At 65.7% G+C, this 24,767-nt stretch carries 24 protein-coding genes, 2 tRNA genes, 1 other RNA gene and 1 pseudogene; 13 read left to right on the top strand and 15 right to left on the bottom strand.

What is annotated here, in order from left to right:
• Positions 1-21: 21 nt before the first annotated feature.
• The 4 genes from rnpB to QP029_RS13530 all read right to left on the bottom strand — a co-directional run bounded on the left by rnpB (position 22) and on the right by QP029_RS13530 (position 3,532).
• Positions 22-425: RNase P RNA component class A (gene rnpB / locus QP029_RS13515), an RNA gene on the bottom strand.
• Between the two features lie 42 nt (positions 426-467).
• The gene (locus QP029_RS13520) at positions 468-1,661 is read right to left on the bottom strand and encodes a bifunctional RNase H/acid phosphatase (RefSeq protein WP_284874769.1); all 1,194 of its coding nucleotides are present in this window, start codon (positions 1,659-1,661) and stop codon (positions 468-470) included.
• A 3-nt stretch (positions 1,662-1,664) separates the two neighbouring features.
• Positions 1,665-2,387 (bottom strand): zinc ribbon domain-containing protein, encoded by a 723-nt coding sequence (locus QP029_RS13525; protein ID WP_284874770.1) that lies wholly within the window; start codon positions 2,385-2,387, stop codon positions 1,665-1,667.
• A 5-nt stretch (positions 2,388-2,392) separates the two neighbouring features.
• Positions 2,393-3,532 (bottom strand): Nif3-like dinuclear metal center hexameric protein, encoded by a 1,140-nt coding sequence (locus QP029_RS13530; RefSeq protein ID WP_284874771.1) that lies wholly within the window; start codon positions 3,530-3,532, stop codon positions 2,393-2,395.
• Between the two features lie 32 nt (positions 3,533-3,564).
• On the opposite strand from QP029_RS13530, the gene QP029_RS13535 reads away from it, so the two are divergent.
• From QP029_RS13535 to QP029_RS13560, 6 genes are all read left to right on the top strand, one after another.
• Positions 3,565-4,233 carry an HAD hydrolase-like protein gene (locus tag QP029_RS13535; protein ID WP_284874772.1) on the top strand — a complete coding sequence of 223 codons (669 nt, stop codon included), beginning with the start codon at positions 3,565-3,567 and terminating at the stop codon, positions 4,231-4,233.
• The gene (locus tag QP029_RS13540; protein WP_284874773.1) at positions 4,196-4,729 is read left to right on the top strand and encodes a low molecular weight protein-tyrosine-phosphatase; all 534 of its coding nucleotides are present in this window, start codon (positions 4,196-4,198) and stop codon (positions 4,727-4,729) included. Before QP029_RS13535 ends, QP029_RS13540 begins: the two co-directional genes overlap by 38 nt.
• Positions 4,730-4,744: 15 nt before the next feature.
• Complete coding sequence (locus QP029_RS13545) at positions 4,745-5,710, top strand: SURF1 family cytochrome oxidase biogenesis protein (RefSeq protein WP_284874774.1); 966 nt, start codon at positions 4,745-4,747, stop codon at positions 5,708-5,710.
• A 99-nt stretch (positions 5,711-5,809) separates the two neighbouring features.
• Entirely contained in the window at positions 5,810-6,583 is a 774-nt protein-coding gene (locus QP029_RS13550) for a hypothetical protein (protein ID WP_284874775.1), read from the top strand.
• A complete protein-coding gene (locus QP029_RS13555) occupies positions 6,580-7,902 on the top strand; it encodes a hypothetical protein (RefSeq protein ID WP_284874776.1) in 1,323 nt (440 codons plus the stop codon). The genes QP029_RS13550 and QP029_RS13555 overlap by 4 nt, the downstream gene beginning before the upstream one ends.
• Positions 7,903-8,222: 320 nt before the next feature.
• Positions 8,223-9,227 carry a hypothetical protein gene (locus QP029_RS13560; protein ID WP_284874777.1) on the top strand — a complete coding sequence of 335 codons (1,005 nt, stop codon included), beginning with the start codon at positions 8,223-8,225 and terminating at the stop codon, positions 9,225-9,227.
• Between the two features lie 199 nt (positions 9,228-9,426).
• Here the strand turns inward: QP029_RS13560 and QP029_RS13565 are convergent.
• A tRNA-Val gene (locus QP029_RS13565) sits at positions 9,427-9,499 on the bottom strand.
• Between the two features lie 87 nt (positions 9,500-9,586).
• The gene (locus QP029_RS13570) at positions 9,587-9,946 is read right to left on the bottom strand and encodes a DUF3052 domain-containing protein (protein WP_284876266.1); all 360 of its coding nucleotides are present in this window, start codon (positions 9,944-9,946) and stop codon (positions 9,587-9,589) included.
• A 580-nt stretch (positions 9,947-10,526) separates the two neighbouring features.
• Here QP029_RS13570 and aceE point away from each other — a divergent pair.
• From aceE to QP029_RS13595, 5 genes are all read left to right on the top strand, one after another.
• Positions 10,527-13,280, top strand: coding sequence for a pyruvate dehydrogenase (acetyl-transferring), homodimeric type (gene aceE, locus QP029_RS13575; protein WP_284874778.1), 2,754 nt, complete (start codon positions 10,527-10,529; stop codon positions 13,278-13,280).
• Between the two features lie 72 nt (positions 13,281-13,352).
• Positions 13,353-13,832, top strand: a complete 480-nt coding sequence (locus QP029_RS13580; protein WP_284874779.1) for an SRPBCC domain-containing protein — start codon at positions 13,353-13,355, stop codon at positions 13,830-13,832.
• A 3-nt stretch (positions 13,833-13,835) separates the two neighbouring features.
• Positions 13,836-14,522 (top strand): DUF1707 SHOCT-like domain-containing protein, encoded by a 687-nt coding sequence (locus QP029_RS13585; protein WP_284874780.1) that lies wholly within the window; start codon positions 13,836-13,838, stop codon positions 14,520-14,522.
• Positions 14,523-14,861: 339 nt separating this feature from the next.
• Positions 14,862-15,350 (top strand): hypothetical protein, encoded by a 489-nt coding sequence (locus QP029_RS13590; RefSeq protein WP_284874781.1) that lies wholly within the window; start codon positions 14,862-14,864, stop codon positions 15,348-15,350.
• The gene (locus tag QP029_RS13595) at positions 15,347-16,786 is read left to right on the top strand and encodes a reverse transcriptase domain-containing protein (RefSeq protein ID WP_284874782.1); all 1,440 of its coding nucleotides are present in this window, start codon (positions 15,347-15,349) and stop codon (positions 16,784-16,786) included. The genes QP029_RS13590 and QP029_RS13595 overlap by 4 nt, the downstream gene beginning before the upstream one ends.
• Before the next feature lie 44 nt (positions 16,787-16,830).
• Here QP029_RS13595 and QP029_RS13600 read toward each other — a convergent pair whose 3' ends face one another.
• Both QP029_RS13600 and QP029_RS13605 read right to left on the bottom strand, forming a co-directional pair.
• On the bottom strand, positions 16,831-17,640 hold the full coding sequence (locus QP029_RS13600) for a serine hydrolase domain-containing protein (RefSeq protein ID WP_284874783.1): 810 nt from the start codon (positions 17,638-17,640) through the stop codon (positions 16,831-16,833).
• Positions 17,637-18,692, bottom strand: coding sequence for an alpha/beta fold hydrolase (locus QP029_RS13605; protein ID WP_284874784.1), 1,056 nt, complete (start codon positions 18,690-18,692; stop codon positions 17,637-17,639). Before QP029_RS13605 ends, QP029_RS13600 begins: the two co-directional genes overlap by 4 nt.
• Positions 18,693-18,738: 46 nt before the next feature.
• Between QP029_RS13605 and QP029_RS13610 the strand changes: the two genes are divergently transcribed.
• Positions 18,739-19,002: an acyl carrier protein gene (locus QP029_RS13610; RefSeq protein ID WP_284874785.1), complete on the top strand. Its 264-nt coding sequence runs from the start codon at positions 18,739-18,741 to the stop codon at positions 19,000-19,002.
• A gap of 38 nt (positions 19,003-19,040) precedes the next feature.
• Entirely contained in the window at positions 19,041-19,841 is an 801-nt protein-coding gene (locus QP029_RS13615; protein WP_284874786.1) for an HAD-IIA family hydrolase, read from the top strand.
• Here QP029_RS13615 and QP029_RS13620 read toward each other — a convergent pair.
• The 7 genes and pseudogenes from QP029_RS13620 to QP029_RS13650 all read right to left on the bottom strand — a co-directional run bounded on the left by QP029_RS13620 (position 19,826) and on the right by QP029_RS13650 (position 24,661).
• Positions 19,826-21,430 carry a hypothetical protein gene (locus QP029_RS13620; protein WP_284874787.1) on the bottom strand — a complete coding sequence of 535 codons (1,605 nt, stop codon included), beginning with the start codon at positions 21,428-21,430 and terminating at the stop codon, positions 19,826-19,828. The two genes, QP029_RS13615 and QP029_RS13620, sit on opposite strands and share 16 nt — an antisense overlap.
• Before the next feature lie 137 nt (positions 21,431-21,567).
• Positions 21,568-21,789 (bottom strand): RidA family protein, encoded by a 222-nt coding sequence (locus QP029_RS13625; protein WP_284874788.1) that lies wholly within the window; start codon positions 21,787-21,789, stop codon positions 21,568-21,570.
• Between the two features lie 34 nt (positions 21,790-21,823).
• Positions 21,824-21,949: a hypothetical protein gene (locus tag QP029_RS13630; RefSeq protein ID WP_284874789.1), complete on the bottom strand. Its 126-nt coding sequence runs from the start codon at positions 21,947-21,949 to the stop codon at positions 21,824-21,826.
• Positions 21,949-22,893 carry a uridine-preferring nucleoside hydrolase UriH gene (gene uriH, locus QP029_RS13635; RefSeq protein WP_284874790.1) on the bottom strand — a complete coding sequence of 315 codons (945 nt, stop codon included), beginning with the start codon at positions 22,891-22,893 and terminating at the stop codon, positions 21,949-21,951. The genes QP029_RS13630 and uriH overlap by 1 nt, the downstream gene beginning before the upstream one ends.
• 5 nt (positions 22,894-22,898) lie before the next feature.
• Positions 22,899-23,294: a hypothetical protein gene (locus tag QP029_RS13640; RefSeq protein WP_284874791.1), complete on the bottom strand. Its 396-nt coding sequence runs from the start codon at positions 23,292-23,294 to the stop codon at positions 22,899-22,901.
• Between the two features lie 513 nt (positions 23,295-23,807).
• Positions 23,808-24,524 (bottom strand): annotated as a pseudogene (locus QP029_RS13645) (trimeric intracellular cation channel family protein); the annotation flags it as partial.
• A gap of 60 nt (positions 24,525-24,584) precedes the next feature.
• Positions 24,585-24,661: transfer RNA gene (locus tag QP029_RS13650), tRNA-Ile, on the bottom strand.
• Between the last annotated feature and the right edge of the window lie 106 nt (positions 24,662-24,767).

Consider the following 24,767-nt stretch of genomic DNA (forward strand, 5'->3'; position numbering starts at 1 on the left):
CGCGGGCGTGAGGAAAGTGGGCGAATGAGCCGGCCTCTAAGCCGGATTCTGTTCCCGTGAGGGCGGTGATCATCCATCTGGGTCGACCATCACTGGCCGCCTCAAGCAGCTACCTTCGAACTCGGGCGAGTCACCCTCGAACGTCCGATCCGGTCTGCGACGTGGCAGACCTTGATGCCTTGCTCCCGGTGGGGTTTACCTGGCCGGACCAGTCACCTGGCCCGCCGGTGCGCTCTTACCGCACCCTTTCACCCTTACCCGCCTCCGCGAGGGAGACAGGCGGTCTACTTTCTGTTGCACGTGCCCGCGGGTCGCCCCGGGTTGCCGTTAGCAACCACCGTGCTCTGTGGAGTCCGGACTTTCCTCGACACCCGCCTCCACCCGTGCAGGTGGGGTTCGGGGGCCGCGATCACCCGGCCGACTCATTCGCGAGGCCTGATCCTACTCCCCCACCCTCGCCGGCACCATCACCGCAGGTGCGAGGTCTCGTTGAAGGTCCGCACGCAGGACCCGATGCGGGCACCCTCGGCGTAGAACTCGACGACGCTTATCGACGCCACGTCCAGGAACATCCGGGAGAACACCTGCGGGCCGGCGTCCAGGGCCTGCCGGAGAAACGACTTGATCGGCGTGACGTGGCTGACCACGAGGATGGTCTTGCCCTCATAGCGCTTGACCAGGTCGCGGCGCACGTTGCGGATCCGGCGGTGCAGGGCCTCCAGGGTCTCCCCGTTCGGTGGGCACACCGCCGGGTCGGTGATCCACTCGTCGTGGAGCTCGGGGTCCTGCTCGTGTGCCTGGTCGAAGGTCTTGCCCTCCCAGTCGCCGAAGTCGAGTTCGATGAGGTCGTCGATGACCTCCACCTCGAGCCCGAGGACCGCCCCGGCGGCCTCGGCGGTCTGCACGCAGCGGGCCAGCGGGGAGGAGACGATGACGTCGATGTCACCACGTTCCCCCAGCAGCCGTGCCGCGGCCTGCGCCTGCTCGACACCCACCTCGGTGAGCGCGGTGTCGGTGCGGCCGGAGTACTGGCGGGCGGCGTTCATGGTGGTCTGGCCGTGGCGCAGGAGGACGAAGCGGGTGGGGGTGGCGGTGGCGCCGGTCCAGTGGGAGGGGGTCCCGGCGGTGCCGTTCGCGGTGTCCTCGGCCGGTTCCGCAGCCGCGGTCTCCTCGGCGGGCTCGGCAGATGTGGCGCCCGGCAGCGACGCCTCCACCGAGGACGCCTCGGCGACGATGCCCGGCGCGTGGCCCTGGGCGGCGGCGTCCATCGCCACGTTGGACAGGTGGTCAGCCTCCTTGTTTCTGGCGCGCGGCACCCAGGTGAAGGTGACGGCGTCGAAACGCTCCATGAGGCGGCGGGCCTGGACGGCGAGTTCCTGCATGGCGGGGTGCTTGATCTTCCAGCGGCCGCTCATCTGCTCGACGACGAGCTTGGAGTCCATGCGGACCTCGACGACACTGGCACCGAGGTCGGCGGCGGCCTCGAGGCCACGGAGCATGCCGTGGTACTCGGCGACGTTGTTCGTGGCCTTCTTGCCCACGACGTAGACGATCTCGCGGAGGACCTCACCGGACTCGGAGTAGACGACGGTGCCGGAGCCGGCGATGCCGGGATTGCCGCGGGAGCCGCCGTCGGTGTAGATCAGCACCTTCCCCGACACGACTCAGGCCTGCTTCCGGATGAGGTAGGTGCCGCATTCGGGGCACTGGGGCAGCTCGTCGGCGGGGGCGTTGCGGATGCGCTTCTGGTCGGTGCCGGACAGGACGATGAAGCAGCCGCCGCAGGTGCGGCCGTTGAAGTCGGCGGCGCCGACGTCGGAGTCCTTCTTCTGGGCGTCGTACTCGGCGAGCACGTCCGCGGGCAGCTGGGAGCGCAGTTCCGCGACGCGCTCCACCGGGTTCTGCAGCTCGGCGTGGGCGGCGTTGGCGGCCTCGGCGGCGCGCTCGGCGACCTCGATCTTGCGGGCCAGGTCGTCGAGGCGGGCGCCGTGGACGTCGCGGTTGTTGCGCAGGGCGTGGATCTCGTTGTGGGCCTCGGTGAGCTCGCCCATGAGGTCGGCGATGCGCGACTTGGCGGAGTAGCGGTCGTGCTCGAGGTCCTTGCGGCGCTCGGGGTCGGTCTCGGCGGCGAGCTGGGCCTTGTCGTCGCGTTCGCGGCGGCGCAGCCTGCGTTCGTCCTCCTGGATGCGCAGGATCTCGGCCTCCATGTCGTCGACGGCCATCTGGGCGGAGCCGGCGGCGTTGCGCATGCGGGCGTGCTCGCTGATGAGGCGGTCGAGCTCCTTCTGCTCGGGCGTGACGAAGGCGGAGTCGCCCACCACGTCGAGGGAGCGTTCGGTGGTGGCCAGGTCGAGGAGGATGTCCTGCTGGGTGGGATCGAGTTTCATGGGTTCTATTCTCCTCGGGTGGGGTGGGCGGACAGTGTCCAGGGGTCGGTGCGGAGATCGATGACGTGCGTGTCGACGCCCGCCTGGTCCCCCACGATGCCCGCCACCTGCGCGGTCCAGGGGAACTCGCTGGCGTAGTGGGCGGTGTCGATCACCGGCGGGCCGCCGGCGCGGAGGTACTCGTCGACGGGGTGGTGGCGCAGGTCGGAGGTGACGTAGACGTCCACGCCGAGGCCGCGGACGGCGTCGAGGAAGCTGTCGCCGGAGCCGGAGCTGACGGCCACGGTCTGCACCATCGCCTCCGGGTCGCCGGCGGCGCGCACACCCCAGGCGGTCTCAGGCAGGGCGTCGGCGACCTGCTGGGTGAACTCCCGCAACGTCATCGGCTCGGGCAGTCGCCCGATCCGGCCGAGGCCGCAGGCCTGGTCGACTGGGGCGGCGTCGGGCAGCTCGACGATGTCGAAGGCCGGCTCCTCGTAGGGGTGGGCGTCGCGGAGGGCGGTGATGAGGTCGCGACGTCGAGAAGCGGGGGCCACGAACTCCACCCGCCGTTCGGGGCCGCGGTGGGTGACCCCGATCTCGCCCTCGGTGGGGTTCGCGCCGTCCTGCGGGGTGAACTGGCCGGTGCCCTCCCAGGAGAAGGCGCACTCGGCGTAGTCGCCGATGTGGCCGGCGCCGGCGTCGAAGAGCGCGGCGGTGACGGTCTCGGCGGCGTCGACGGGGACGTGCACGCCCCACTTGTCCATCGCGGCGCCGTCCTTGGGCAGGATCGGACGCCCCGGGGTGATGCCCACCAACTCGGCGAGCCGGTCATTGACGCCCGGGCGGGCCGAATCGGCGTTGGTGTGCGCGGCGAACAGGGCGACCCCACCGCGGATGAGCGTGTGGATGACCTTGCCCTTCGGGGTGTCCGCCGCCACGGAGGTGACCCCGCGCATGAGCAGCGGGTGGTGGACGACGAGCATGTCCGCACCCAGGGCCACGGCCTCCTCCGCGACGGCCTGGGTGCAGTCGAGGGCGAAGGCGACCGTGGTCACCTCCGCCGAGGGGTCGCCGCAGATCAGGCCGACCGCGTCCCAGCTCTCGGCCAGGTGCGGTGGGTAGGCGGTGTCCAGGATCGAGCGGATGTCGGCGACGGTCTTCATGGCGTCCCAGTGTAGATGGCAGGCTGGACACCATGAGCATTCTCCTGCTGGACGTCGACGGCACCCTCATCGATTCCTTCCCCGGCATCCGCGCCGGGTTCCTGCACACCCTGGACACCCTGGGGTGGGAGCGCCCCCCGGAGGAGTTCATCGCCCGGATCCCCGGCCCGCCGATGGAGGTGACGCTGCGCTCACTCGGCATGAGCGAGGAGCAGGCGCAGGAGGGGCTGGGCATCTACCTCGACTACACCGCCGGCGGCGGGTGGGCGGACGCCACCGCCTTCCCCGGCATGCTCGACCTGGTGCGACGCTGGAAGGGGCAGGGCCACACGGTGGCCACGGCGACGTCGAAAGGCGAGAGCTTCGCGGAGAAGATCCTGGCGCGGGAGGGTTTCCTCGAGCACATTGACTTCCTCGGGGCCGCACAGGAGGATGGCCCGCGGCGCTCCAAGTCGGCGGTGATCGACCACGTCCTGGCCTCCACCGGGTGGGACACCGCGACGTCCGATATCCTCATGGTCGGCGACCGCTCCCACGACATCGAGGGGGCGGCCGAGCACGGCATCGACACCGTCGCCGTCACCTGGGGCTACGGCACGCCCGAGGAATGGGCCACCGCCCGCGCCACCGCACACTCCCCCGAGGAACTGGAAGGTATCGTCCATGACTGCTTCGCCCGAGGCCGCCTCGCACGAGGATGACCGCCTGCACATCAACTTCGTGTGCACCGGCAACATCTGCCGCTCCCCCATGGCCGAGGTCATCGTCCGCGACGCCGTCGAGGCCGCCGGCCTGACCGACCGGGTCCGGGTGTCCTCCTCCGGGATCGGCGGCTGGCACGTGGGCCAGGGGGCCGACAAGCGCGCCGTCGCCGAACTACGCTCCGCCGGCCATGACGGCTCCGAGCACATCGCCGCCCAGATCGGCCCCGACAACCTCGACGCGGACCTGCTCGTCGCCCTGGACACCGGGCACCGTTCGGAACTCATCGCCCGCGGCATCGACGAGGACCGGGTGCGCCTGCTGCGCAGCTTCGACCCGGCAGCCGAGGAGGACGCCTCCGTCGCCGACCCCTACTACGGCGGCCCGGAGGGCTTCACCGAGACCCGCGTCCAGATCGAGGCCGCCGTCGACGGCATCCTCGCGTGGGTGAACGAGCAGGCGGACGAGCAGGTTCGGGCCGGCTTGCAGCGGTAGGTAGACTCAACCGGTGTGAGTGAGCGCAGCAGTGGAAGCACCGCGACCGGCCGACGCAAAGGCTGGCGGTCCTTCCTCACGCCCGGATGGATCATCGCCGTGCTCACCATCATCGCGTTCTCCTACGCCGCCTTCTCCTTCCTGGCGCCGTGGCAGCTGAACAAGGACGATGACATCGTCGAACGCAACGAGCGTATCGACGCCGCCTTCCAGACCGACCCCGTCCCCGTCACCTCCGTCTTCGGTGCGGCCGGCGAGATCGAGCCCAACGAGGAATGGTCCCGCGTCATCCTCCAGGGCCGCTACCTGCCCGAGGACGAGGTCATCCTGCGCCTGCGCCCCGTCGAGTCCTCCCCCGCCTACCACGCGCTGACCCCCTTCCAGCTGGACTCCGGCGAGACGATCCTGGTCAACCGCGGTTTCTCCGTCCCCGTCGAGGGACAGCCCGACATCGAACCCGCCCCCACCGAACCGGTGACCATCACCGGGCACGCCCGCCTCAACGAGCCGACCCCACCCAGCGCGCCGATGACCGAGGCCGGCTTCGAGCAGGTCTACGGCATCAACACCGAGGAAATCTCCGCCATCACCGGCACCGACCTCGCCCGCGACTACCTCCAGCTCTCCGAGGGCCAGCCCGGCGAACTCCGCGCCATCCCCGTCCCCAAACTCGACCGCGGCTCCCACCTGTCCTACGGCTTCCAGTGGATCGCCTTCGGCATCATGGCGCCCATCGGCCTGGGCTACTTCATCTGGGCCGAGATCCGCGAACGCCGCCGCGTGCGCCGCGAGGAGCAGGAGCTTCTCGACGTCCCCGTGGACACCACCGCAGGCTCCGGCACTCAGGGTGATGCGGGGGTCGACGCCGACGCCGCAGTCGATGAGGCACCTGCCGCGCCCGCCCGCCGTCGCGCCCGTTACGGCGACGAGCAGGAGGACCACTACGGCAAGTTCGCCCGTCGTTCCCGCGAACGTTTCTGATCCGTTGCCTCCGGGGGCAGCGCTAAACTTTTCTGCGGGATAGGGTGATGTATATCAACGCCACCCTATTGCTCTTCACGAGATTCGGCAGGACAGATCATGGGCTTCTGGAACAGACTTCTCGGACTTTCCGGCGCGGAGCAGATCGTTGACTCCCGGGCGACCGGAACCGCCACACCCCGACGTCGCCTGAGCGGCGACAGCGACGCGACCGTCGACCTCGGCTGCGATCCCCGGGAGGCGGCACAGGTCCTCTACGTCGCCCTCGACCGGGCCGCCGACCTGGGCATGGTCCCCCGACGGGAGATCACCGTCGACGACATCGACTTCGACTTCTACGGCGGCGTCGACGGCTTCCGCACCGAGGCGATGACCGCCCTGCTGCGCCTCGACGACGACGAAGGCAGGCCCCTCTTCTCCCGGGTCCTCCTCTTCGATCCCGAGTGCGTCGAGTCCAACGACACGTATGCACACCTCCTGGAACAGATCTCCGAGGCCGCCGGCACCCGCGACCGCTTCACCCGCATCCACTGCGATCTCCACTTCGGCCCCGACTTCGCCGACAACCCCATCGGCGAGCTGTCCTACCTCCGCGGCGGCGAACCCGTCCACCTCGACATCGCCGTCGAAGGTGACTGGATCGACCCCGAGGTCGCCCGCCAACTCTTCGAGGACGCCACCCCCGAAGGCCACCGCTGGGTCGCCACCGGCGACTACGCGATCCACACCTGGGTCGAAGACCGGCACGCCGATGCGCTCGCGCGTATCTTTGCAGACGAAGACGCCGCCGCGGAGACCCGCCTCGTCGGCGGTCTGCGCCACCACCGTCACGCCGGCACCGATCATGACACGAAGGATGACACGCACGCATGAGCTTCTGGAAGAAACTCCTCGGAATGGACGAAACCTCTGAGGGCACCCCGGACAAGGCCGGCGACGAGCAGACCCAGTTCGCCTGGCAGGTCGAGGACGAGGACGCCCGCCACCTCCGCGACGGTGTCGAGGCCGACGAGGCACAGTTCTCCTGGCAGGTCGGCGAGGACACCGCCCCGGCGGAGTCGGAGGTGCGCGAGACACTCGACGACTCCCGCGAGGCTGTAGCTGAGCCGGTTGTCCAGCCGGCTGCGGAACCGGTTACGGAGCCTGCCCCCGTGTCGGTGCCGGAACCCGACAAGGATGTCGACGACTCCGAGTTCGACTCCGACCGCGACGCCGTCCATCTCGTCGACGGCGAACCCGTCGGAGAAGTCCCGGAAGAGTACGCCGCACCGGAGGACACCGCCGAACCGGTGGTCGACGTTGAGCCGGAGCCGGTCGCCACCCCGGAGGTCGAACCCACCGAGGTCTACGAGTCCCCGAACACCCCGGAGACCACCGACGCCCCCGAGCCCTTCGACCCGGTCGCCGACGGCGCTCTCAACGTCGAGGACCCGAGCGCCAACGCACCGCTGACCGCCCCGTCCACCGACTCCCCCGTCGAGCCGGCCGCGGTCTACGAGGCCCCCAATACCCCGGAGACCACCGACGAGCCGATCCCCTTCGACGCCCACGCCGGCGCCGACACCGCCGTGCTCGGTGCCGCCGCCGCTACGGCTGGTGCTGCCGCTGGTGCGCGTGTCGGGTCTGACCAGGCGCTTCTCTACGACGGCCTGAACACCCTCGCCGACTACGAGTTCCACCCACGCCGCGACGTCACCGTCGAGGATCTCGAGGCCAACCAGCCCGAGGGCATCGACGGCTTCCGACGCCGCCCCCTGACCACCCTGCTCACCCTCGTCGACGAGGTCGGCTCCCCCGTCTTCAACCGCGTCTTCATCGACGCCGAGGAGTTCAGCCGCATCGAGGTCGCCGACCTCGAGGAGTTCATCGCCGACGCCGCCACCGGTGCCGGCACCGCCGACCAGATCCGCGACGTCATCATCATGGCCGACCCGGGCAGCACCACCACCGGCAGCCTCCGCCTGACCGTGGACAACAACGTCCGCGACCTCTCCTTCGACCTGGACCCCGACTTCGGCGACGACCTCGCCGAGTCCGACATCCTCGAAGCCGTCAGCCCCGAAGGTTTCGACGCCTACACCCTCCTCGCCGGCACCGGCATGAAGCAGATCACCGTATGGGTGCCGCGCAACAGCGACGACCGACTCATCGAGGCCCTGCAGGACGAGAACCAGGAAGCCGACGCTGGGTAGCCTCCGACAGACCGGTACAACGCGAATCCAGGAACCCGGAAGGACGACTCCTTTCGGGTTTTACTGTGCCTCAGCCCCGAAAGGGCGGGTCCTGTCGTGGTCCTGAGTTCGCGTTCTACTGCCGCCGAGCCAAACCCCGAGACACGGAATTCGGCCCCTACACGGCAAATACAGGAGAAGATGGAATCCTCACCGATTTCATCTCTGCGTTTGTGATTTGCGGGCCGGTTCGCTTTGCTCTCCCTCAGCATCATGAGGGAAACAGTTCTCATTTTTGACCTCCGCTGGATCTGACGCGAACCCCAACAAAGGACAGCACCATGATCGCTCGCCGATTAGTCGCAGCCAGCGCCCTAGCACTCAGCCTTACTGCATGTGCTAACACACAGGAAGCTGCACAGCCCTCCACAAGCGCCGAAACAAGCGCAGCAACTACTGACGCTCCCGCCAAGTTGCAAGTGCTCACCCTGGGCAGCAGGATCGCAATCACTCAATGTGGTGACGACCCTTGCGATATTGAAGTCACATTCACTGAAGCCGCCCTCACGGAGACTTGTCCCTTCGGGGTCAAATACCCCGATATGGAAGGGACCGATCCTGAAGGCACCCAGTATCTGACCCTTGATGGTGAGTTCAATGTCCGGGACTCGCCGCGGGCCTTCGCGCTGAATGAATCAGACTTCACAGCCGTGGACTCGGAAGATTACGCCACTACCTCGCTAACTGCTTTCGACTGCGAGGATCTTGACCCCGACAACAAACTGACCACAGCAGTGGATCCTGGCCTCAAACGTTCGGGTCACATCATCCTTGCGATTCCTGAGAACACCGAGCTCGTGAGATTCTCGGCGGGATCTGATCCGAACACGCACGTGTTCGACGTATCCAGCATTGAGATCCAGCAAGGTGCGGGAGAGCGCCCCGCCGCCCCTTCTGAAACCGTTCCTCCGGATACTCCGCAGGCGAATGCCCCAATCTGGAATGAGCCGGGCATCGGATACAGGTGCGCCGCTACCGATGCATGGACGAATGACCCGGCGAACTGCACGGCAGCCAACCTCGGAGGCGACCCCGCTTATGACAATCTCTGGGGTCCAGCCGCCGCAATTCCGGCAGGCGAGGAAACTCCGCAGGATCTGAGCAACGCTCCCTACGCCGACGGCGGGACCTGCGCCGCAGCTATCTGCGGATACGGAACCAACGACCAGGGACAGCACAATCCGACTTCCGGTGAGATTCAGACCCTGCATGGCTGTCAGGACGGATACATCACCGATCCCGAGCTCTGCGCAGCCGTCGCCTGGGTGGAGACCCACCAGTACTAGCGAGAACTCGAACCCCGAGACCTGGACACCGAGACCTGGACACCGAGAGGAGCCGTCCTCTCGGTGTTTACCGGCTCTAAACCCCGAGAGCAGTGACCGTCTCGGGGTTCAGGTCTCGGTATTTACTCTGCCCCGGAAACGGGCCCGGCAACGGCAAGGACCACGCCCCCGAACCAGGAGACGTGGCCCATTTGATCTGTGCGCCCCGACGGGTTCGAACCGCCGACCTACTGGGTGTAAACCAGTTGCTCTTCCAGCTGAGCTAGGGGCGCCTGCGACACCGGAACATCGGTGTCAGGCGTCGAAAACTGTAACACGGCCACGAAGGTACCCGCCGCAACGGGTGCCGTGTAAACCCGCTACTTCTTGGTGTAGCCGCGGGCGACGAGGCAGCTGCCCTGCCACTGGCCGAGGCGGGTGGCGGTGGTCTGGACGAGGCCGGCGGTCTGGGCGGATTCGGAGATCTCGCCGGGGGCGATGGTGCCGTCCTGGCCGGCGCCCGGGCTCAGGAGCCAGATGCGGCCGTTGTCGGCCAGCGGGCGGAGGGAGTCGACGAGTCCGTCGACGAGGTCGCCGTCGTCTTCGCGCCACCAGAGGAGGACAACGTCGCAGAGGTCGTCGGTCTCTTCGTCGAGGAGTTCCTCGCCGATGGCCGCCTCGATCGACTCCGAGATGCTGCTGTCACAATCGTCGTCCCAGCCGACTTCCAGGACCGTCATCCCGGAGGTGACTCCGAGGGTCTGGGCATAGTCCTGGTCGTTCTTGTTGGTCACGCCCGGAGCGTCTACCACTGCGTTTGTCCTCCTAGATCCTGGGCCCGGTCGACGTTTTCGGCCGGTTCCTCGTGATGTCTCATAAGGCAGATTACAAGGAGTATGCAGGTTTCTCGCGATTTCTGCCACCCGTTGGCGGGGATTATCAGGCTTGTCGTCAGGGATACCCGCGGTTCACATCGTGAGTTCACCCGTCCGCGGACCCAGGGCTGACCGCCGTTCGCACTTCGCACACTATGCATGCCACTGAACTCGGGCCGCTCCTCCGAATCACACGGCCTCGTCATCACAGCGGCCCAATCCAACCCGCACCCTGCGCGGAACCGACCAGACTCCACAAGAACAGCCCACCGGACAAGCCCCACACCCCCACTACCTGCGGACTTCGCTAAGTTCACAGGACCCCGGGTGGGGCTTGGCTAGGGAAAACAACGTATCATTGGGCGAGACATTCGGGCGAGGCCGGAACACCGATCCGACGATTCCCCGGTGCTCCACCTCATAACCACGAACCTGGAGGGTAACCATGGCAGAAGACCGGAACGCGAACGGCGCGTCGAGCGACTCCAATTTCCCGTTGATCCGCGACGGCGTCGCCTCGTACCTCAATGACTCCGATCCGGAGGAGACCCGCGAGTGGATGGATTCGCTGGACGGGTTGCTCTCGGAGACTTCGCCTGAGCGCGCGCGTTATCTCATGCTGCGGCTGCTCGAGCGGGCGACCGCCAAGCGTGTGCCGCTGCCGAACCTGACGTCGACGGACTTCGTCAACACGATCCCCACCACGATGGAGCCGGAGTTCCCGGGTGATGAGGAGATGGAGAAGCGTTACCGCCGCTGGATGCGCTGGAACGCGGCGATCATGGTGCACCGGGCGCAGCGCCCGGAGATCGGAGTGGGTGGCCACATCTCCACCTACGCCGGTGCCGCCCCGCTGTATGAGGTCGGTTTCAACCACTTCTTCCGCGGTAAGGACCACCCGGGCGGCGGTGACCACATCTTCTTCCAGGGTCATGCCTCCCCCGGTATTTACGCCCGCGCGTTCCTGGAGGGTCGTCTGAGCGAGGATGACCTGGACGGTTTCCGCCAGGAGGTCTCGCGTGGTCCGGGCAACGGCATTCCGTCGTACCCGCACCCGCACGGGATGAAGGATTTCTGGGAGTTCCCCACCGTGTCCATGGGCCTGGGCCCGATGGATGCGATCTACCAGGCGCGCTTCAACCGTTACCTGCACAACCGCGGCATCAAGGACACCTCCGAGCAGCACGTGTGGGCGTTCCTCGGTGACGGTGAGATGGATGAGCCGGAGTCCCGTGGCCTCATCCAGCATGCGGCGCTGAACAACCTGGACAACCTGACCTTCGTGGTCAACTGCAACCTGCAGCGTCTGGATGGCCCGGTGCGCGGTAACACGCAGATCATCCAGGAGCTGGAGTCCTTCTTCCTGGGTGCGGGCTGGAACGTCATCAAGGTGATCTGGGGCCGCGAGTGGGATGCGCTGCTGGAGAAGGACCAGGACGGCGCTCTGGTGACCGTCATGAACACCACTCCGGACGGCGATTACCAGACCTTCAAGGCCAATGACGGCGCGTACGTGCGTGAGCACTTCTTCGGCCGCGATGAGCGCACCCTCAAGCTGGTCGAGGACATGACCGACGAGGAGATCTGGGCGCTGCCGCGTGGTGGCCATGACTACCGCAAGGTCTATGCCGCCTACCAGCGTGCGATGGAGACCAAGGACAAGCCGACGGTCATCCTGGCGTTCACCATCAAGGGCTACGGCCTGGGGCACAACTTCGAGGGTCGTAACGCGACCCACCAGATGAAGAAGCTCACGGCTGATGATCTCAAGGCGTTCCGCGACAAGCAGGGTATCCCGATCTCCGATGAGGAGCTGGAGAAGGATCCCTACCTGCCGCCGTACTACCACCCCGGTGAGGATTCCGAGGAGATCAGGTACATGCAGGCCCGCCGCAAGGAGCTGGGCGGCTACGTGCCCACGCGTCGCGAGGAGTACACCCCGCTGCCGGTGCCGGAGCTGGACAAGCTGCGCTCGGTCCGGAAGGGCTCGGGTAAGCAGGAGGTCGCCACCACCATGGCGCTGGTGCGTACCTTCAAGGAGCTCATGCGGGACAAGACCCTGGGTGAGCGCATCGTGCCGATCATCCCGGATGAGGCCCGTACCTTCGGTATGGATTCCTGGTTCCCGACGCTGAAGATCTACAACCCGCACGGCCAGAACTACGTGCCGGTCGACCATGACCTCATGCTCTCCTACCGGGAGGCCACGGACGGTCAGATCCTGCACGAGGGCATCAACGAGGCAGGTTCGGTCGCGTCCTTCATCGCCGCCGGCACGTCCTACGCCACCCACGGCGAGGCAATGGTTCCGCTGTACATCTTCTACTCGATGTTCGGTTTCCAGCGCACCGGCGACGGCATCTGGGCGGCCGCCGACCAGATGACCCGTGGTTTCCTCATCGGTGCCACCGCGGGCCGCACCACCCTGACGGGTGAGGGCCTGCAGCACATGGACGGCCACTCCCAGATCCTGGCGTCGACGAACCCGGGTGTCGTCTCCTACGACCCGGCGTTCGCCTACGAGGTCGCGCACCTGCTGCGCGAGGGCATTGACCGCATGTACGGCGAGGGCCGCGGCGAGGACGTCATCTACTACTTCACCGTGTACAACGAGCCGACCCATCAGCCGGCCGAGCCGGAGGATCTGGACGTCGATGGCCTGCACAAGGGCATCTACCTCTACTCCACGGCCGACGACATCGAGGCGAACGGACATGAGGCCTCCATCCTCGCGTCCGGTATCGGCATGCAGGCCGCACTCGAGGCACAGCAGCTGCTGGCCTCCGAGTACAACGTCCAGGCCAACGTCTTCTCCGTCACCTCCTGGGTCGAGCTGGCCCGCGACGGTGCCGCGAAGAACAAGGCGCAGCTGCGTGATCCGGGTGCAGAGGTCGAGGTGCCGTTCGCCACGAAGCAGCTCAACCAGGTCGACGGTGAGACCTACGTCGCGGTCTCCGACTTCGCCACGGACCTGCAGGAGCAGATCCGCGCCTACGTCCCGGGCCAGTACATCGTCCTGGGCACCGACGGCTTCGGCTTCTCGGACACCCGTCCGGCCGCCCGCCGGTACTTCAACACCGACGCCGAGTCCGTCGTCGTCGCCGTCCTCATGGGCCTGGCCCGCGAGGGCAAGATGGACATGTCGGTCGCCGCCGAGGCAGCCAAGAAGTACCACCTCGACGACCCGACCAAGGCCTAAACTCCCTGGTCACCCGAGCCCCGTACCTGCTGGTGCGGGGCTCGTCCCATCTCGGGCGGGTACCCTGGGCCCATGCAGTTCACCTACGTCACCTACATCTTCGGCACGACACCGCAGCGGGTCTACCGGGCGCTGACGGAACGCGCGGACTATGACGCCTACCTGGGCACCACCGGCCCGCAGTCGACGTGGGCCGTCGGCGAGAAGGTGTTCTGGAAGTCCCTGCCCGAGGGCGATTTCGAGGACCTCGGCCAGGAGGTGCTCGAGGCCGATCCGGGCGTCGCGCTGGCGTACACGTGGTACGGCGTCCAGCCGGCGCATCGCCGGTTCTTTGCTTCGGATGCTGCGTTCGCGGCGTCGCAAAGCGAGCGCAGCGTCGTGCGGTTCTCGCTTATCGACGACCCCGAGCTCGCCGCCGTCCGCCTCCACCTCACCCATGAGGGTTTCGACTCCGCCGATTCCGTCATGCTCGACCGCGTGTCCGAGGGGTGGCCTAAGATCGTGTCCGCGCTGAAAACCTGGCTGGAAAGCCCGAAAGCCCCGCAGGAGTAGACCATGAGCACGTTCCCCACCCGGAAGCCGTCCGATCAGGACCGCGAGCAGCTCCAGGCGGACCTCACCCGCCTCGTCGGCGCCGGCCGCCTCCAGTTCGACGAGTTCGACCAGCTCATGGACGTCGTGTGGTCCACGCAGGACAAGTCGGTGCTCGAGCGCATCCGCTCCCAGTACCTCACGTACCAAGGCCCCCAGACCCCGAACTACTCCTCCCCGCAGCCGCCCCAGCCGCCCGCCCAGTACCCGCCGGCCGGCTTCCAGCAGCCCGTCCCCATGGCCCAGCCCGGCGCCCAGCACCACGCCGTCCCCATTGCAGGCCAGCCCGTCTCCTCCACCATGGGAACCGTCCGTCGCACCGGCAACTGGCTCGTCCCCGCCCACTCCACCTTCAAGATCTCCGGCTCCGCGCTCCACCTGGACCTCCGGCAGGCCAACGCCGCCTCACCCGAGTGCGTCTTCGACATCACCGCCAACATGTCCACCGTGGAGATCATCGTCCCGCCCGGCGTCTACGTGGAGAACCGGATGAAGGACTTCATGTCCTCCGTCGACGTCCAGACCACCCAGCCCGCCCCCGGTGCCCCACGCGTCATCCTCACCGGCTCGTCCCGCGGCTCCAGCGTGCGCGTGATCACCCGGCAGGCGCCGGACACCCGGAGCCTGTGGGACCGGTTCTTCGGGGTTTAGTTTGCACCTGACTCAGACTGAGAATTTCTCGACCAACGCGAAGATTGAATAAGTGGGACTCCTCCTAGGCTAACGACAGCCCGCAGACCAAGTACCACGCCTCCCCAAACTATTTCTTCGCCCTCACACCTTTAGACTCTTACCAAGACCCCTATGATACACTGCTCAGGCTTGGCGATTAGGGTCAACAGCCCTCCGTAGTCACCGAATCATCTGTTCGGTTCCAGTAGCCCTGTCCCAGGAAGAGCTACAAGCGTTTCGCTATCCACACTAAGCCCCACGCTTTAGGCGCGGGGGACGCTGCTTGCCAGCGTCGTCGTCAAGCCCTAATCTACACATATGTCGAAAACAGGCCCGCAGTATTTGGCGGCCCTCTACGAAAAGCGCACTTACAACACTTATCTGGCGCGAATTCAGATGCACCAACGGTTAAGCAGCTACCGCTTCCGGACAAGACTGGTTTCGGCCGTATTGGACACCGCAACAATCCTCTGGATAGTAATACCGGCCAGTGTCGTGGACTACGATACTGTCGGATCCATACAAATCCAAAGGTACGTTTTGATTGCCACTGCACTCACCGCTTTAAGCATTTCGGCCAGACAGTTTATCGAGTATCTTAACTTGGATGTCCGAGTATATAAAGCGAGCCAAGATTATGTCCTGATTCAAGCATTATCTCAAGACTTTGAACTCCTCCGCGGAAAGCCCGGCCTTAAAATGGACGAAGTAAAGTCCCTCGTGAAAGAGTACAAGAGCCTACTTTTGTCAACCGAGAACCATCTAGAGAAAGATTTCGAAAAGAGTAATACCCAGGTGGCAAAGTGACCAAGATCGACTGGACAACCGCGCTTAACACTGTAGTTGGCGATCTCAGAAAGAGAAAAGTCACCTATCGATCCCCAGGGACTGACGGTGAAGACCTATACTTGTACCTAAGACCAGACAGTTTGCACTTGATGAGGCTCAAGGAAGATCTGAAACTTCAAAGATATAAGCCTCGGCCATTAAAGGTCAAACTTATTCCCAAAAAACCCGCAGAGCTTCCCCGGGCCGTATTCATCCCAACAAACAGAGACTACCTGGTTGCGAGAGCAATGAAGGATGAAATACTTCGAGTATCCGAGAAACCTCCAGTCCCTGCGAAGCAAGTTCTTCGAAAGTTAATCACTAGCGCATCTGAACCTGATATAAAGTTCTCATCGATTGCCCGTTTAGACATTCGTGACTTCTATGGCTCAGTTCCCTACGATGAAGCCATAGGCATGATGATCAAGGACAGTCGTGTGGACAATGAGATCATATCCTTAATGCAACGTTTCTCGACAGCTTGCCACGCCGCCCTGACTTCCGTCGGTCAGCCTAATATCAACCGACCTATACTCGCGCCTCAGGGCTTACCCTACGCCCCGTCCGTCGCTAACTGGTATATCGAGAAGGTTTTGAAAGATTACACAAGATCGAGCAAAGTTCACTCTTATCACCGATTCGTCGATGATATCCTGTTCCTTTTCCGTTACGATGCAACAGTTTTCAGTTCTAAACGTGAGATCGCAAAGTTTAGGAGGCTACTTAAGTCGAAGAACCTGCATGCCCATTCTTTTGATCACCCCCAATCAAAGTCCCTCCTTTTGCAACGCCAAGCTGGGGAACAGAGGCTGACATTTCTCGGCCTAGAACTAACGCTTTGTAGTGATGGTAAGGTGAAGCACCGAATACCTCCAGATGTAGTAAAGGAGGAGAAGTCCCAAATATGGAAACTATTCGATAAATACTTGACAGTTAGGGAAGGTGGCCGCCTTGAAGGTTTCTCCTTTTCCGAGAGGATGAATTTTCTTCATTACAGATTGCTCCTTAAGTCTGCAGGATGCCGGTATCAGGGTAAGACATATGGATTCCCTGGGTATTGGGGATTCTCTGACGATGTCTACGCCTTCAAGAGCTTAGATACGTTCACTGCAAACCTACTGCGTGATCACCTCTCGAAAGAATACTCCCCTGAGCCTGGGCAAATCGGCGGGAATTCGATATCTTATTACCTTAAGACTTTTCGCAAGATGCGCAGCCAAGGATACCAAGAGCCAGTCGAGATCGATTTCGACAGGATTGGCAGAGACAAGCAGATTCAGATTCTATCCCAGAAGTTTGGGGTAAGAAAGCAGAAGCTTGTCGATATGAACCCCACTGAGTTGGATCTCTTCTGGCATCGAACTCTGCGAGGAGAAGTTGCAGGTTTGTTTTCATCTGGCTACTCCCACTACTAGTGGGTTTCTAAACCCTGTTCATTTTCTGGTTTCCAACGTAGCGCCTACCCCTCCAACTCCCGCCACACGGCCTCATTCGTCTCGGCCCACAGCGGCTTGGCCCAGTCTCCGAAGGGTCGGTCGGTGAGTGCGACCATGGCGCGGCCGGTGCCGGGGGCGAGCCAGAGGTAGGTGCCGGACTGGCCGAAGTGGCCGAAGGTGTTCTCGGGCATGGAGGGGCCGGTCCAGTGGGGGTCCTTGGTGCCCTTGATCTCGAAGCCCAGGCCCCAGGGGCAGGGCTTCATCATGCCGTAGCCGGGGACGATGCCGTTCAGCTCCGGGAACTGCACGGTCGTTGCCTCCTCCATGGTCGAGGAATGCAGCAGGGTCGGGTGCATGAGCTCGATGAGGAAGGTGATGAGGTCGTGGACCGTGCCTTCTGCTTCCCAGCCGGCGGAGCCGCGGAGGCGGGTCCATTTCATGCCGAGGGGGTCCATGACGCCGGCCTGGAGGTATTCGGCGAAGGTCATGCCGGCGGCTTCCTCGACGGCGGAGGCGAGGATCTCGAAGCCGTAGTTGGAGTAGATGCGCCGCTCCCCTACTTCGCGCACCTTGTCGCCTTCCCGGAAACCCACCCCGGAGGCGTGAGCCAGCAGATGGCGCACGGTCGACCCGTCGGGCCCCAACGGGGTGTCCAGCTCGAAGATTCCTTCCTCGACGGCCATGAGGAAGCCGTAGGCGCTCAGGGGTTTGGTCACGCTGGCCAGTTCGAAGACCTGGCCGAGGTCGCCGATGCGGTGGATGTCGTCGCCGTCGATGACCGCGGCGGCGACGTTGTCGACGGGCCAGTCCTTCACCAGTTCCAGAGCGTTCATCTGCCCGAGTCTAGCGATTCGCCACCCTCCGGAGTCGCCATCCCCACGAGCCGGTCGATGGCGGCGTTGAGGATGCCGGGGGCCTCGAGCGGGATCATGTGGCCGGCGCCCATGGCGGTCTGCAGCCAGGCGCCGGGCCAGACCTCGCAGATGCGTTCGGCCTGGCTCATGGGGGTCACGTCGTCGGCGTCGCCGTTGATCACATAACCGGGGATGCCGTCGAGATGCTGACCGGCGGCGAGCTCGTCGTGGACCTGCAGGTCGTCGAAGAAGCCGACGAAGGTCTCCAGCGGGGTTTCGTGGATCATCGCGGCGTGGAACTCGATGAGGTCGTAGTCGGTGTCGCGGTGGAAGACGGTGACGGCCAGGCCCGGCGCGAGGTATTTGGACACCTCGTGGCGGAACCTGTCGGCCTCGTTGGGTGAGGCTTCGACGGCGTCGTAGACCTTGTCGGCGATCGGCGACGCGAGGATCTGCGGGAGACCCTGCGCGGAGAGCGCCTCGATGGAGGCGGAGACGAGGATGAGGCCCTTGATGCGGCCGCGGAGTTCGTCGGGGCAGCGGCGGACGAGGTTGAGGGCGACAAGCCCGCCGAGGGAGTGGCCGACGAGGATGACGGGGCCGGAGACGCCGCGGGCGTCGAGAACCGCGGTGACGTCGTCGGCGGCACCTTCGACGGTGCATTTCTCCGGTGCGACGGCACCGGTCTGGCCGTGTCCGCGCAGGTCCATGAGCAGCAGTCGGGCATCGGGCCACTGGGCGCGGAGGTGGTTGACCTGGAGGTAGAAGGATTCGGCTGCGAGGGTGAAGCCGTGGATGAACACGACGGTGACGGAGCTGTCACCGGCGTCGACGTCGCCGTACTCGTACCAGTGGACGGGGACGCCGTCGTTGTCGACGATCCCGGTGCGGTCGATGTGGGTCAACCCCGGCTCCCGGGTGCCGGAGTGCAGGGCGCCGCGTTCCAGCGCCAGGCGGCGTCCTCCGCCGGGGGTCACCCGCATCGCCCAGCTGCGCAGGAGCGGAGGAATGTCGTGGAGCTTCGGCGTCATACCTTGAGAGCCTACCGAGGGGCACCGCGGCGCTAAGGTGGTGGGCATGACCAATCCCGAACTGGCCCAGATCATCGAGGAGGCCTCCGGCATCGAGGCCGAGGCGCTCACCCCGGAGGCGAAGATTTCGGAGCTGGGGATCAGCTCCCTGTCGATGATCGAGATCGCCGTGCGCATCGAGGACGCCTTCGGTGTGCGCCTGGATGATGAGACCGTCTTCGACATCTCCACCGTCGGCGAGCTCAACGACTACGTCACCGCGGGCCCCGACACTCAGGACCACATCCGGGAACAGGCACAACCCAGCTAGACGGGCACGATCGCCCCCGACGGTGAACAATGGCGGGCATGAGCATTTCCTATCTCACCGACATGGACGGCGTCCTCATTCGTGAAGGCGAGATGATCCCCGGCGCCGACCGTTTCCTCCAGGCCCTGACGGACAATGACATCCCGTTCATGGTGCTGACGAACAACTCGATCCACACCCCGCGGGACCTCTCGGCACGCCTGGCGGCGACGGGTCTGCGGATCCCGGCGGAGAAGATCTGGACCTCGGCGACCGCGACCGCGCACTTCCTGGCCAATCAGCGCCAGGAGGGCACCGCGTATGTCGTCGGTGAGTCGGGTCTGACCACGCTGCTGCACAGCAAGGGATGGATCCTCACGGACTCGGACCCGGAGTTCGTCGTCCTGGGTGAGACCCGTACCTACTCCTTCGAGGCGATCACCACGGCGATCAACCTCATCGTCCGTGGCGCGCGTTTCATCTGCACGAACCCGGACGTCACCGGCCCCGCGCCGCAGGGCATCCTGCCGGCCACGGGTTCGGTCGCGGCGTTGATCACGGCGGCGACGGGAATGAAGCCGTACTACATCGGCAAGCCGAACCCGGTGATGATGCGCTCAGCCCTCAACGTCATGGGCGCGCACTCGGAACGCGCGGTGATGATCGGTGATCGCATGGACACCGACGTCAAGTCCGGCCTCGAGGCCGGCATGCGCACCATCCTCGTCCGTACCGGCATCTCGGATGACTCGGAGATCGCCCGCTACCCCTACCGCCCGACGACGGTCATCGGCAGCATCGACGACCTCGCCGACCGCGTGCTCGACCCCTTCGAGGACGGCTACTACGCCGACGCCTGAGTTCTGCTGAACTCCCGGTCGATGCTGCGCAGCAGGATCCTATTCGTCGCCTTGCTCAGCGAGCGTATCCCGGCGCCGATGCTGCGGGCGGTCTTCTTGTTGATCTTCACCGCGCCTGTCGCGTTCTTCAGCCCGGTGCGCATCATCTTCACCGCCTCGCGTCGCATCCCCGGCGACACGGCCCGCGCCGCCGGCAGCCTCTTGAGGATGAACGGGATGAGGTAGCGCTGGGCCTGCCGGAACGCCGGATCCGCGTAGGTCTCGGCGAAACCGCTGGCGGTGCTCACCGCCCGGTGCGCGGTGGAGATCCGCGACATCGCCCGCAGCAGTTTGCGCCCCAGCTCCCGGTAGTCCTCCGCCGTGCCCGCGCGCACCCCGCGCAGCTGCGCCTGGATGAGGATGTAGTCCATGACCAGCTCCCGGACCCGCTCGCCCTCGTCATCACCGAGGGCGTCGAGCTCGGAGAGAATCTCGCGCCGCAGCCGGCTGAGCAGGCCCGCCGTATCCGCACCCGGGTGCGCCGCCTTAAGCTCCGCGGTGCGTTCCGCCGCGGCCTCCGCGCGGCGTCCGAATTCCTCGCTTAACGACGCCGCGAACTCCTCAAAGCTCTGCTCCTCCCCCGCGTCCCCACCGAGCCAGACCAGTTCACCGGCCGCGACCGCGTCCGGCCCGTCCATCTGATCGAGAACCTCCCGGGCCTCCTCGACGGTCATGGTCTCCCCGACGGTCTCCCGGTCGCGGAACGACGAGATGTAGTGCCCGATGTCCTTGGTCACCTGGCCCAGCTCCCGGCGCCGGCGACGCCGCAGCACCGGGTCGAGCCGCCGGTTGGGCACCTGTGCCAGCCGGTCGAGCGCGTCATCGAACAGCGGGACGCGGCCCCGGCAGGCGGCGGCCCGCTCGGCGATGATCATGCGGACAGCCTGATAGATGTCTTCGTCCTCGGTGGCCAGGACCTCCAGCAGGAGGTCAGCGGCCAGCGCTTCCTCCACGGCAAGTGCCAGGCGGAGGTTGTCGGAGATGTCCTCCACCACCTCGGCGATCTCCGGATCCCCCGCCGCCGCGAGATCGGCGGTGCCGAACTGGACCCGGGAGCCGGACTCGGTGAGCAACCCCATCAACGCCGACCGCACCTCGACGTCCCCGGGCGTCACCACCGCCGGCATGCTCGCGTCATAACCACCCCGGTGGACCGCTTTCCGACGCTCCGCCAGAAACGCCCCGAGGCTCGGCCGCCCGGTGATGGACAGCTGGCCGATCCGCTTCGAGTCCTCGTGCGTCCACGTCAGCGGTCCACTCGCCGCAGCGCTGACGGTATGGAACCAGCCACGGGCGACAGCCTCGGTGAGCACGGCTCCTGTATCCAGGGAGTCAGCGAGTAGCCCCTCCGCCTGCACCGGCCCCGAGGCGAGCGGCTGCAGTTCGTCGGCGATGACCAGCAGAACGTGATGCTCCTCCCCCGCCAGCGACCGGATCTCCCCGGCCCCGAAACGCACGGTCCGCTGCTCAGCGACCATGTCCTCAGCCGAGATGTCCAGCTCCTCACCGATGAGGAGACGGAAGTTGTCGTCGAAGAGAATGCAGTCCATGGGCCCGATGGTAGGCGCGCCCCCTCAACCTCGACAGGAGGACCACGAACTCACCAGTCCTGTCGAGGTTAAGCACCCCTATAACTCGAAAGGAGAGGTCCTGTCGAGTTCCTTCTTTCGAGATGTATCGCCAGAGCTCAGTCCACCACCGCAGCGATCGCCTCGATCTCGACGAGCTGGTCGTCGTAGCCCAGGACGGTCACACCCAGCAGGGTGCTGGGGACGTCGTGGTCGCCGAAAGCGTCGCGGATGACCTCCCAGGAGTCAACAAGGTCGGCCTGGGAGGTGGAGGCGACGAGGACGCGGGTGCTGATGACGTCGGTGATCGAGGCGCCGGCCTCGGCAAGCGCGACCTTCATGTTCTCGACGCACGCGGCGGCCTGAGCGCGGTAGTCACCGACCCCGGCGGTGGGAGCCGGCGAGGAAGATCATCCGGGCATTCGCGGGGGCGGTGGCGGCGTAGGCGTATTCGGCGACATCCGACAGGGAGTCGGAACGGATGAGACGGACGGCGCTCATCAGCTCAGGGCCTTCACGGCGTCGATGACCAGGTCCCAGAAGCGGCGGTGATCGAGCTTGGTGGCCACCTGCGTGTGGCAGTCATCGGAGGCGGGGGCCCGGAAGTCCGCGACGGTCATGCCGGAGGTGAGGGCACCGGAGATCTCGACGTCGACGGGGACGCGGAGGGTGTCCACGACGGTGGGGTCGATGAGGTAGGCGACGGCGCAGGGGTCGTGGACCGGTGGGTGTTCGAAGCCCTGGTTGGCGCGGTAGGCCTCGCGGAAGGAGCCGAAGAGGGCGACGACGAAGTCGGCAACCGGGCCACCGACGGCGGCGACCTCGGCCTCGATCTCGGAGGTTGCCAGGGCCTGGTGGGTGAGGTCGAGGCCGACCATGGTCACCTGCCAGGGCTCGTTGAACACGATCTTCGCCGCTTCCGGGTCGACGATGATGTTGAACTCGGCGACGGCGGAGGCGTTGGCCTCGTGGTAGCCGCCGCCCATGAGGACGACCTCCTTGACGCGCTCGACGATGCGGGGTTCCTTGCGCACGGCCAGGGCGATGTTGGTCAGGGGGCCGATGGGCACGAGGGTGATCTCGCCGGACTCGTGAGCCATGACGGTGTCGATGATGAAGTCGACCGCGTGTCCGTCGGCCACCTCGACGGTGGGTGTGGGCAGGTCATAGCCGTCGACGTCCATGCCGGAGTCACCGTGGATGTCGCCGGCGGTGCGCGGTGCACGGAGGAGGGGGCGGGTGCAGCCGGGGTACAGGGGGACGTCGACAAGCCCCGCGATGGTGCACACCGTGCGGGCGTTGTGGGTGACCTTGTCCAGGGTCTGGTTGCCGCCGATGGTGGTGATGCCCACCAGGTCGATGGCGGGGTTGCCGGCGGCCAGGAGGATGGCCACGGCGTCGTCGTGTCCGGGGTCGCAGTCGAGGATGATCTTTCGGGCAGCCATACTCTTCAGTCAACCAGGGAAAGCTCGGCCGTGAAGTCGTGCTCGTGCGCCAGTTGGCTGACCACCCGTTCCAGGGCGGCCATCTCGGATTCGGTGCCGGTGATGACCTGGCGGCAGGCGACACGGACGCCGGGGCCGGCGGAGCGCCGCCAGGCGGTGAACCAGTCGGCGGTGAGCGGGTCGGCGCCCGGTACGGAGAGGTCGGATTCGGAGGGCACGCAGACGACCATCGCGGTCTCGATGCTGCGGCGCAGGGCGCGCGGCATGCCGGTGATGGTGAGCACGGCGGTGCGGGCCGGTCCGGGTCCGGTGGTCACGTCAGGGGTCTCCCACGGGTACTCAGGCGCGAAAGAATCGGCTGCGCCCAGCCACCGTGCGAGCGGAGGTGCGAGGGTGGTCATGTCGGTGATCCTTCAGGCGACGGACACTGCCCGGCATGAAGGACGGGCAGTGCAAGACGAGGGTCGTCTTCCCCAACGGCCTCGTGTGCACCTGCCACAATCTTGGCCCCCACCAACCCCACCGGCAACTCTAAAGCTGCACTTCAACCCCCGTTTATTCAAGTTCTACTTGAGGTTCACGGACGCTGGTCAGTCCACGTTCGGCTGCGGACCGGCCTTGGAGTTCTCGTCCACACCGGAGTCCGGTTCCGCCTCGACGCCGGGTGCCCACTCCCCCGCCCGCATGGCCCGGATGATCTCGTCCTGCATGTCCTGCGACTCGGGCAACCCCAGGTCGATGGCGGCCTGGATGTCCTCATCCAGCACCTCATCCACGTGCGTTCCCGGCGTTGCGACGTCCGGCTGCTCCATCGATGCGGCATCCACCCCGCCCATCTCGGCGATCCGTTCTTTTCGACGCCGCGCCGCCGCCCGCTCCATCGCCGCATGCCGCATGCGTCGGGCCTGCTGCGGCTCGATACGCCGGGCCGCCTTACGCCCGTGCTCCTCCGCCACCCCGAGGGCCTGGCGCAGCTGCGCGGCCGTCATGTTCACCGGCGCCCACTCCGGATCCGTGGGCACGGTCCACCCCCGCCAGTACGACAGGATGGCCAGCCCCGAACCGATGATCGGCGAGACGATCATGCCCACCGCCTCGTAACCTGCCGTGTGGAACGCCACCATGAGCGCCGCACTGATGAGCGCCGGGATGGCGTAGAGCTTGCCGCCCGAGAAGATGCCCGGCACCTGCCCGATGACCACGTCCCGGATCATGCCGCCGCCGACACCGGTGACCACGCCCATGAAGATCGCCGAGAGGATCGGCAGGTCAAAGGACAGCGCCTTCACGCACCCGGTGACCGCCCACGCGCCGAGCACGATGGCGTCCGCATGCACCTGGAACAGCTCCCACACCCGGCCCTTGAAGTTGGTCAGGTACGCCAGCAGGGCGCCCGAGCACGCCAGCGCCAGGTACTCCGGCTCCGCCATCGCCGCGACCGTGCCCCGGCCGATGAGCGCATCCCGGATCATGCCGCCACCGAGGGCGGAGAACAGCGCCAGGAAGATGAAGCCGATGACGTCGAAGTTGCGTTGCCGGGCGATCGTGCCGCCCATGATGCCCATGAGCACCACCCCGCCGAGATCGAGGCTGCGGTAGAGGAACAGGATATCCGGATCGACATCGGGCATGACCCCGAGTGTATGACGTGACACTGAGACCCCGCCTGCCGGGTGGCGGGCGGGGCCCGGTGGTGGGGCCAGCGGGGCTCGAACCCGCGACCTACGGATTATGAGTCCGCGGCTCTAACCGACTGAGCTATAGCCCCCAGGTGCATCCGCGTCATTATATCGACGCCACCACGCCCGCCGTCCGCCGACCCCGGCTTATCCCCGCCCGGGTGAGACTGTCTTCATAATTGCCCGCCAGCGGTT

Source organism: Corynebacterium suedekumii (assembly GCF_030252185.1).
GTDB lineage: Bacteria > Actinomycetota > Actinomycetes > Mycobacteriales > Mycobacteriaceae > Corynebacterium > Corynebacterium suedekumii.

What these genes read in the sequence shown, in the direction of transcription:
- aceE (WP_284874778.1), top strand. Translation starts at nt 10,527, where the DNA reads ATGGCAGAAGACCGGAACGCGAACGGCGCGTCGAGCGACTCCAATTTC.
- QP029_RS13625 (WP_284874788.1), bottom strand. Translation starts at nt 21,789, where the DNA reads ATGAAGGTCGCGCTTGCCGAGGCCGGCGCCTCGATCACCGACGTCATC.
- QP029_RS13610 (WP_284874785.1), top strand. Translation starts at nt 18,739, where the DNA reads ATGACCAATCCCGAACTGGCCCAGATCATCGAGGAGGCCTCCGGCATC.
- QP029_RS13555 (WP_284874776.1), top strand. Translation starts at nt 6,580, where the DNA reads ATGAGCTTCTGGAAGAAACTCCTCGGAATGGACGAAACCTCTGAGGGC.
- QP029_RS13640 (WP_284874791.1), bottom strand. Translation starts at nt 23,294, where the DNA reads ATGACCACCCTCGCACCTCCGCTCGCACGGTGGCTGGGCGCAGCCGAT.
- QP029_RS13560 (WP_284874777.1), top strand. Translation starts at nt 8,223, where the DNA reads ATGATCGCTCGCCGATTAGTCGCAGCCAGCGCCCTAGCACTCAGCCTT.
- QP029_RS13600 (WP_284874783.1), bottom strand. Translation starts at nt 17,640, where the DNA reads ATGAACGCTCTGGAACTGGTGAAGGACTGGCCCGTCGACAACGTCGCC.
- QP029_RS13540 (WP_284874773.1), top strand. Translation starts at nt 4,196, where the DNA reads ATGACTGCTTCGCCCGAGGCCGCCTCGCACGAGGATGACCGCCTGCAC.
- QP029_RS13615 (WP_284874786.1), top strand. Translation starts at nt 19,041, where the DNA reads ATGAGCATTTCCTATCTCACCGACATGGACGGCGTCCTCATTCGTGAA.
- QP029_RS13530 (WP_284874771.1), bottom strand. Translation starts at nt 3,532, where the DNA reads ATGAAGACCGTCGCCGACATCCGCTCGATCCTGGACACCGCCTACCCA.
- QP029_RS13535 (WP_284874772.1), top strand. Translation starts at nt 3,565, where the DNA reads ATGAGCATTCTCCTGCTGGACGTCGACGGCACCCTCATCGATTCCTTC.
- QP029_RS13525 (WP_284874770.1), bottom strand. Translation starts at nt 2,387, where the DNA reads ATGAAACTCGATCCCACCCAGCAGGACATCCTCCTCGACCTGGCCACC.
- QP029_RS13570 (WP_284876266.1), bottom strand. Translation starts at nt 9,946, where the DNA reads ATGACGGTCCTGGAAGTCGGCTGGGACGACGATTGTGACAGCAGCATC.
- QP029_RS13580 (WP_284874779.1), top strand. Translation starts at nt 13,353, where the DNA reads ATGCAGTTCACCTACGTCACCTACATCTTCGGCACGACACCGCAGCGG.
- QP029_RS13585 (WP_284874780.1), top strand. Translation starts at nt 13,836, where the DNA reads ATGAGCACGTTCCCCACCCGGAAGCCGTCCGATCAGGACCGCGAGCAG.
- QP029_RS13550 (WP_284874775.1), top strand. Translation starts at nt 5,810, where the DNA reads ATGGGCTTCTGGAACAGACTTCTCGGACTTTCCGGCGCGGAGCAGATC.
- QP029_RS13630 (WP_284874789.1), bottom strand. Translation starts at nt 21,949, where the DNA reads ATGAGCGCCGTCCGTCTCATCCGTTCCGACTCCCTGTCGGATGTCGCC.
- QP029_RS13605 (WP_284874784.1), bottom strand. Translation starts at nt 18,692, where the DNA reads ATGACGCCGAAGCTCCACGACATTCCTCCGCTCCTGCGCAGCTGGGCG.
- QP029_RS13620 (WP_284874787.1), bottom strand. Translation starts at nt 21,430, where the DNA reads ATGGACTGCATTCTCTTCGACGACAACTTCCGTCTCCTCATCGGTGAG.
- QP029_RS13590 (WP_284874781.1), top strand. Translation starts at nt 14,862, where the DNA reads ATGTCGAAAACAGGCCCGCAGTATTTGGCGGCCCTCTACGAAAAGCGC.
- uriH (WP_284874790.1), bottom strand. Translation starts at nt 22,893, where the DNA reads ATGGCTGCCCGAAAGATCATCCTCGACTGCGACCCCGGACACGACGAC.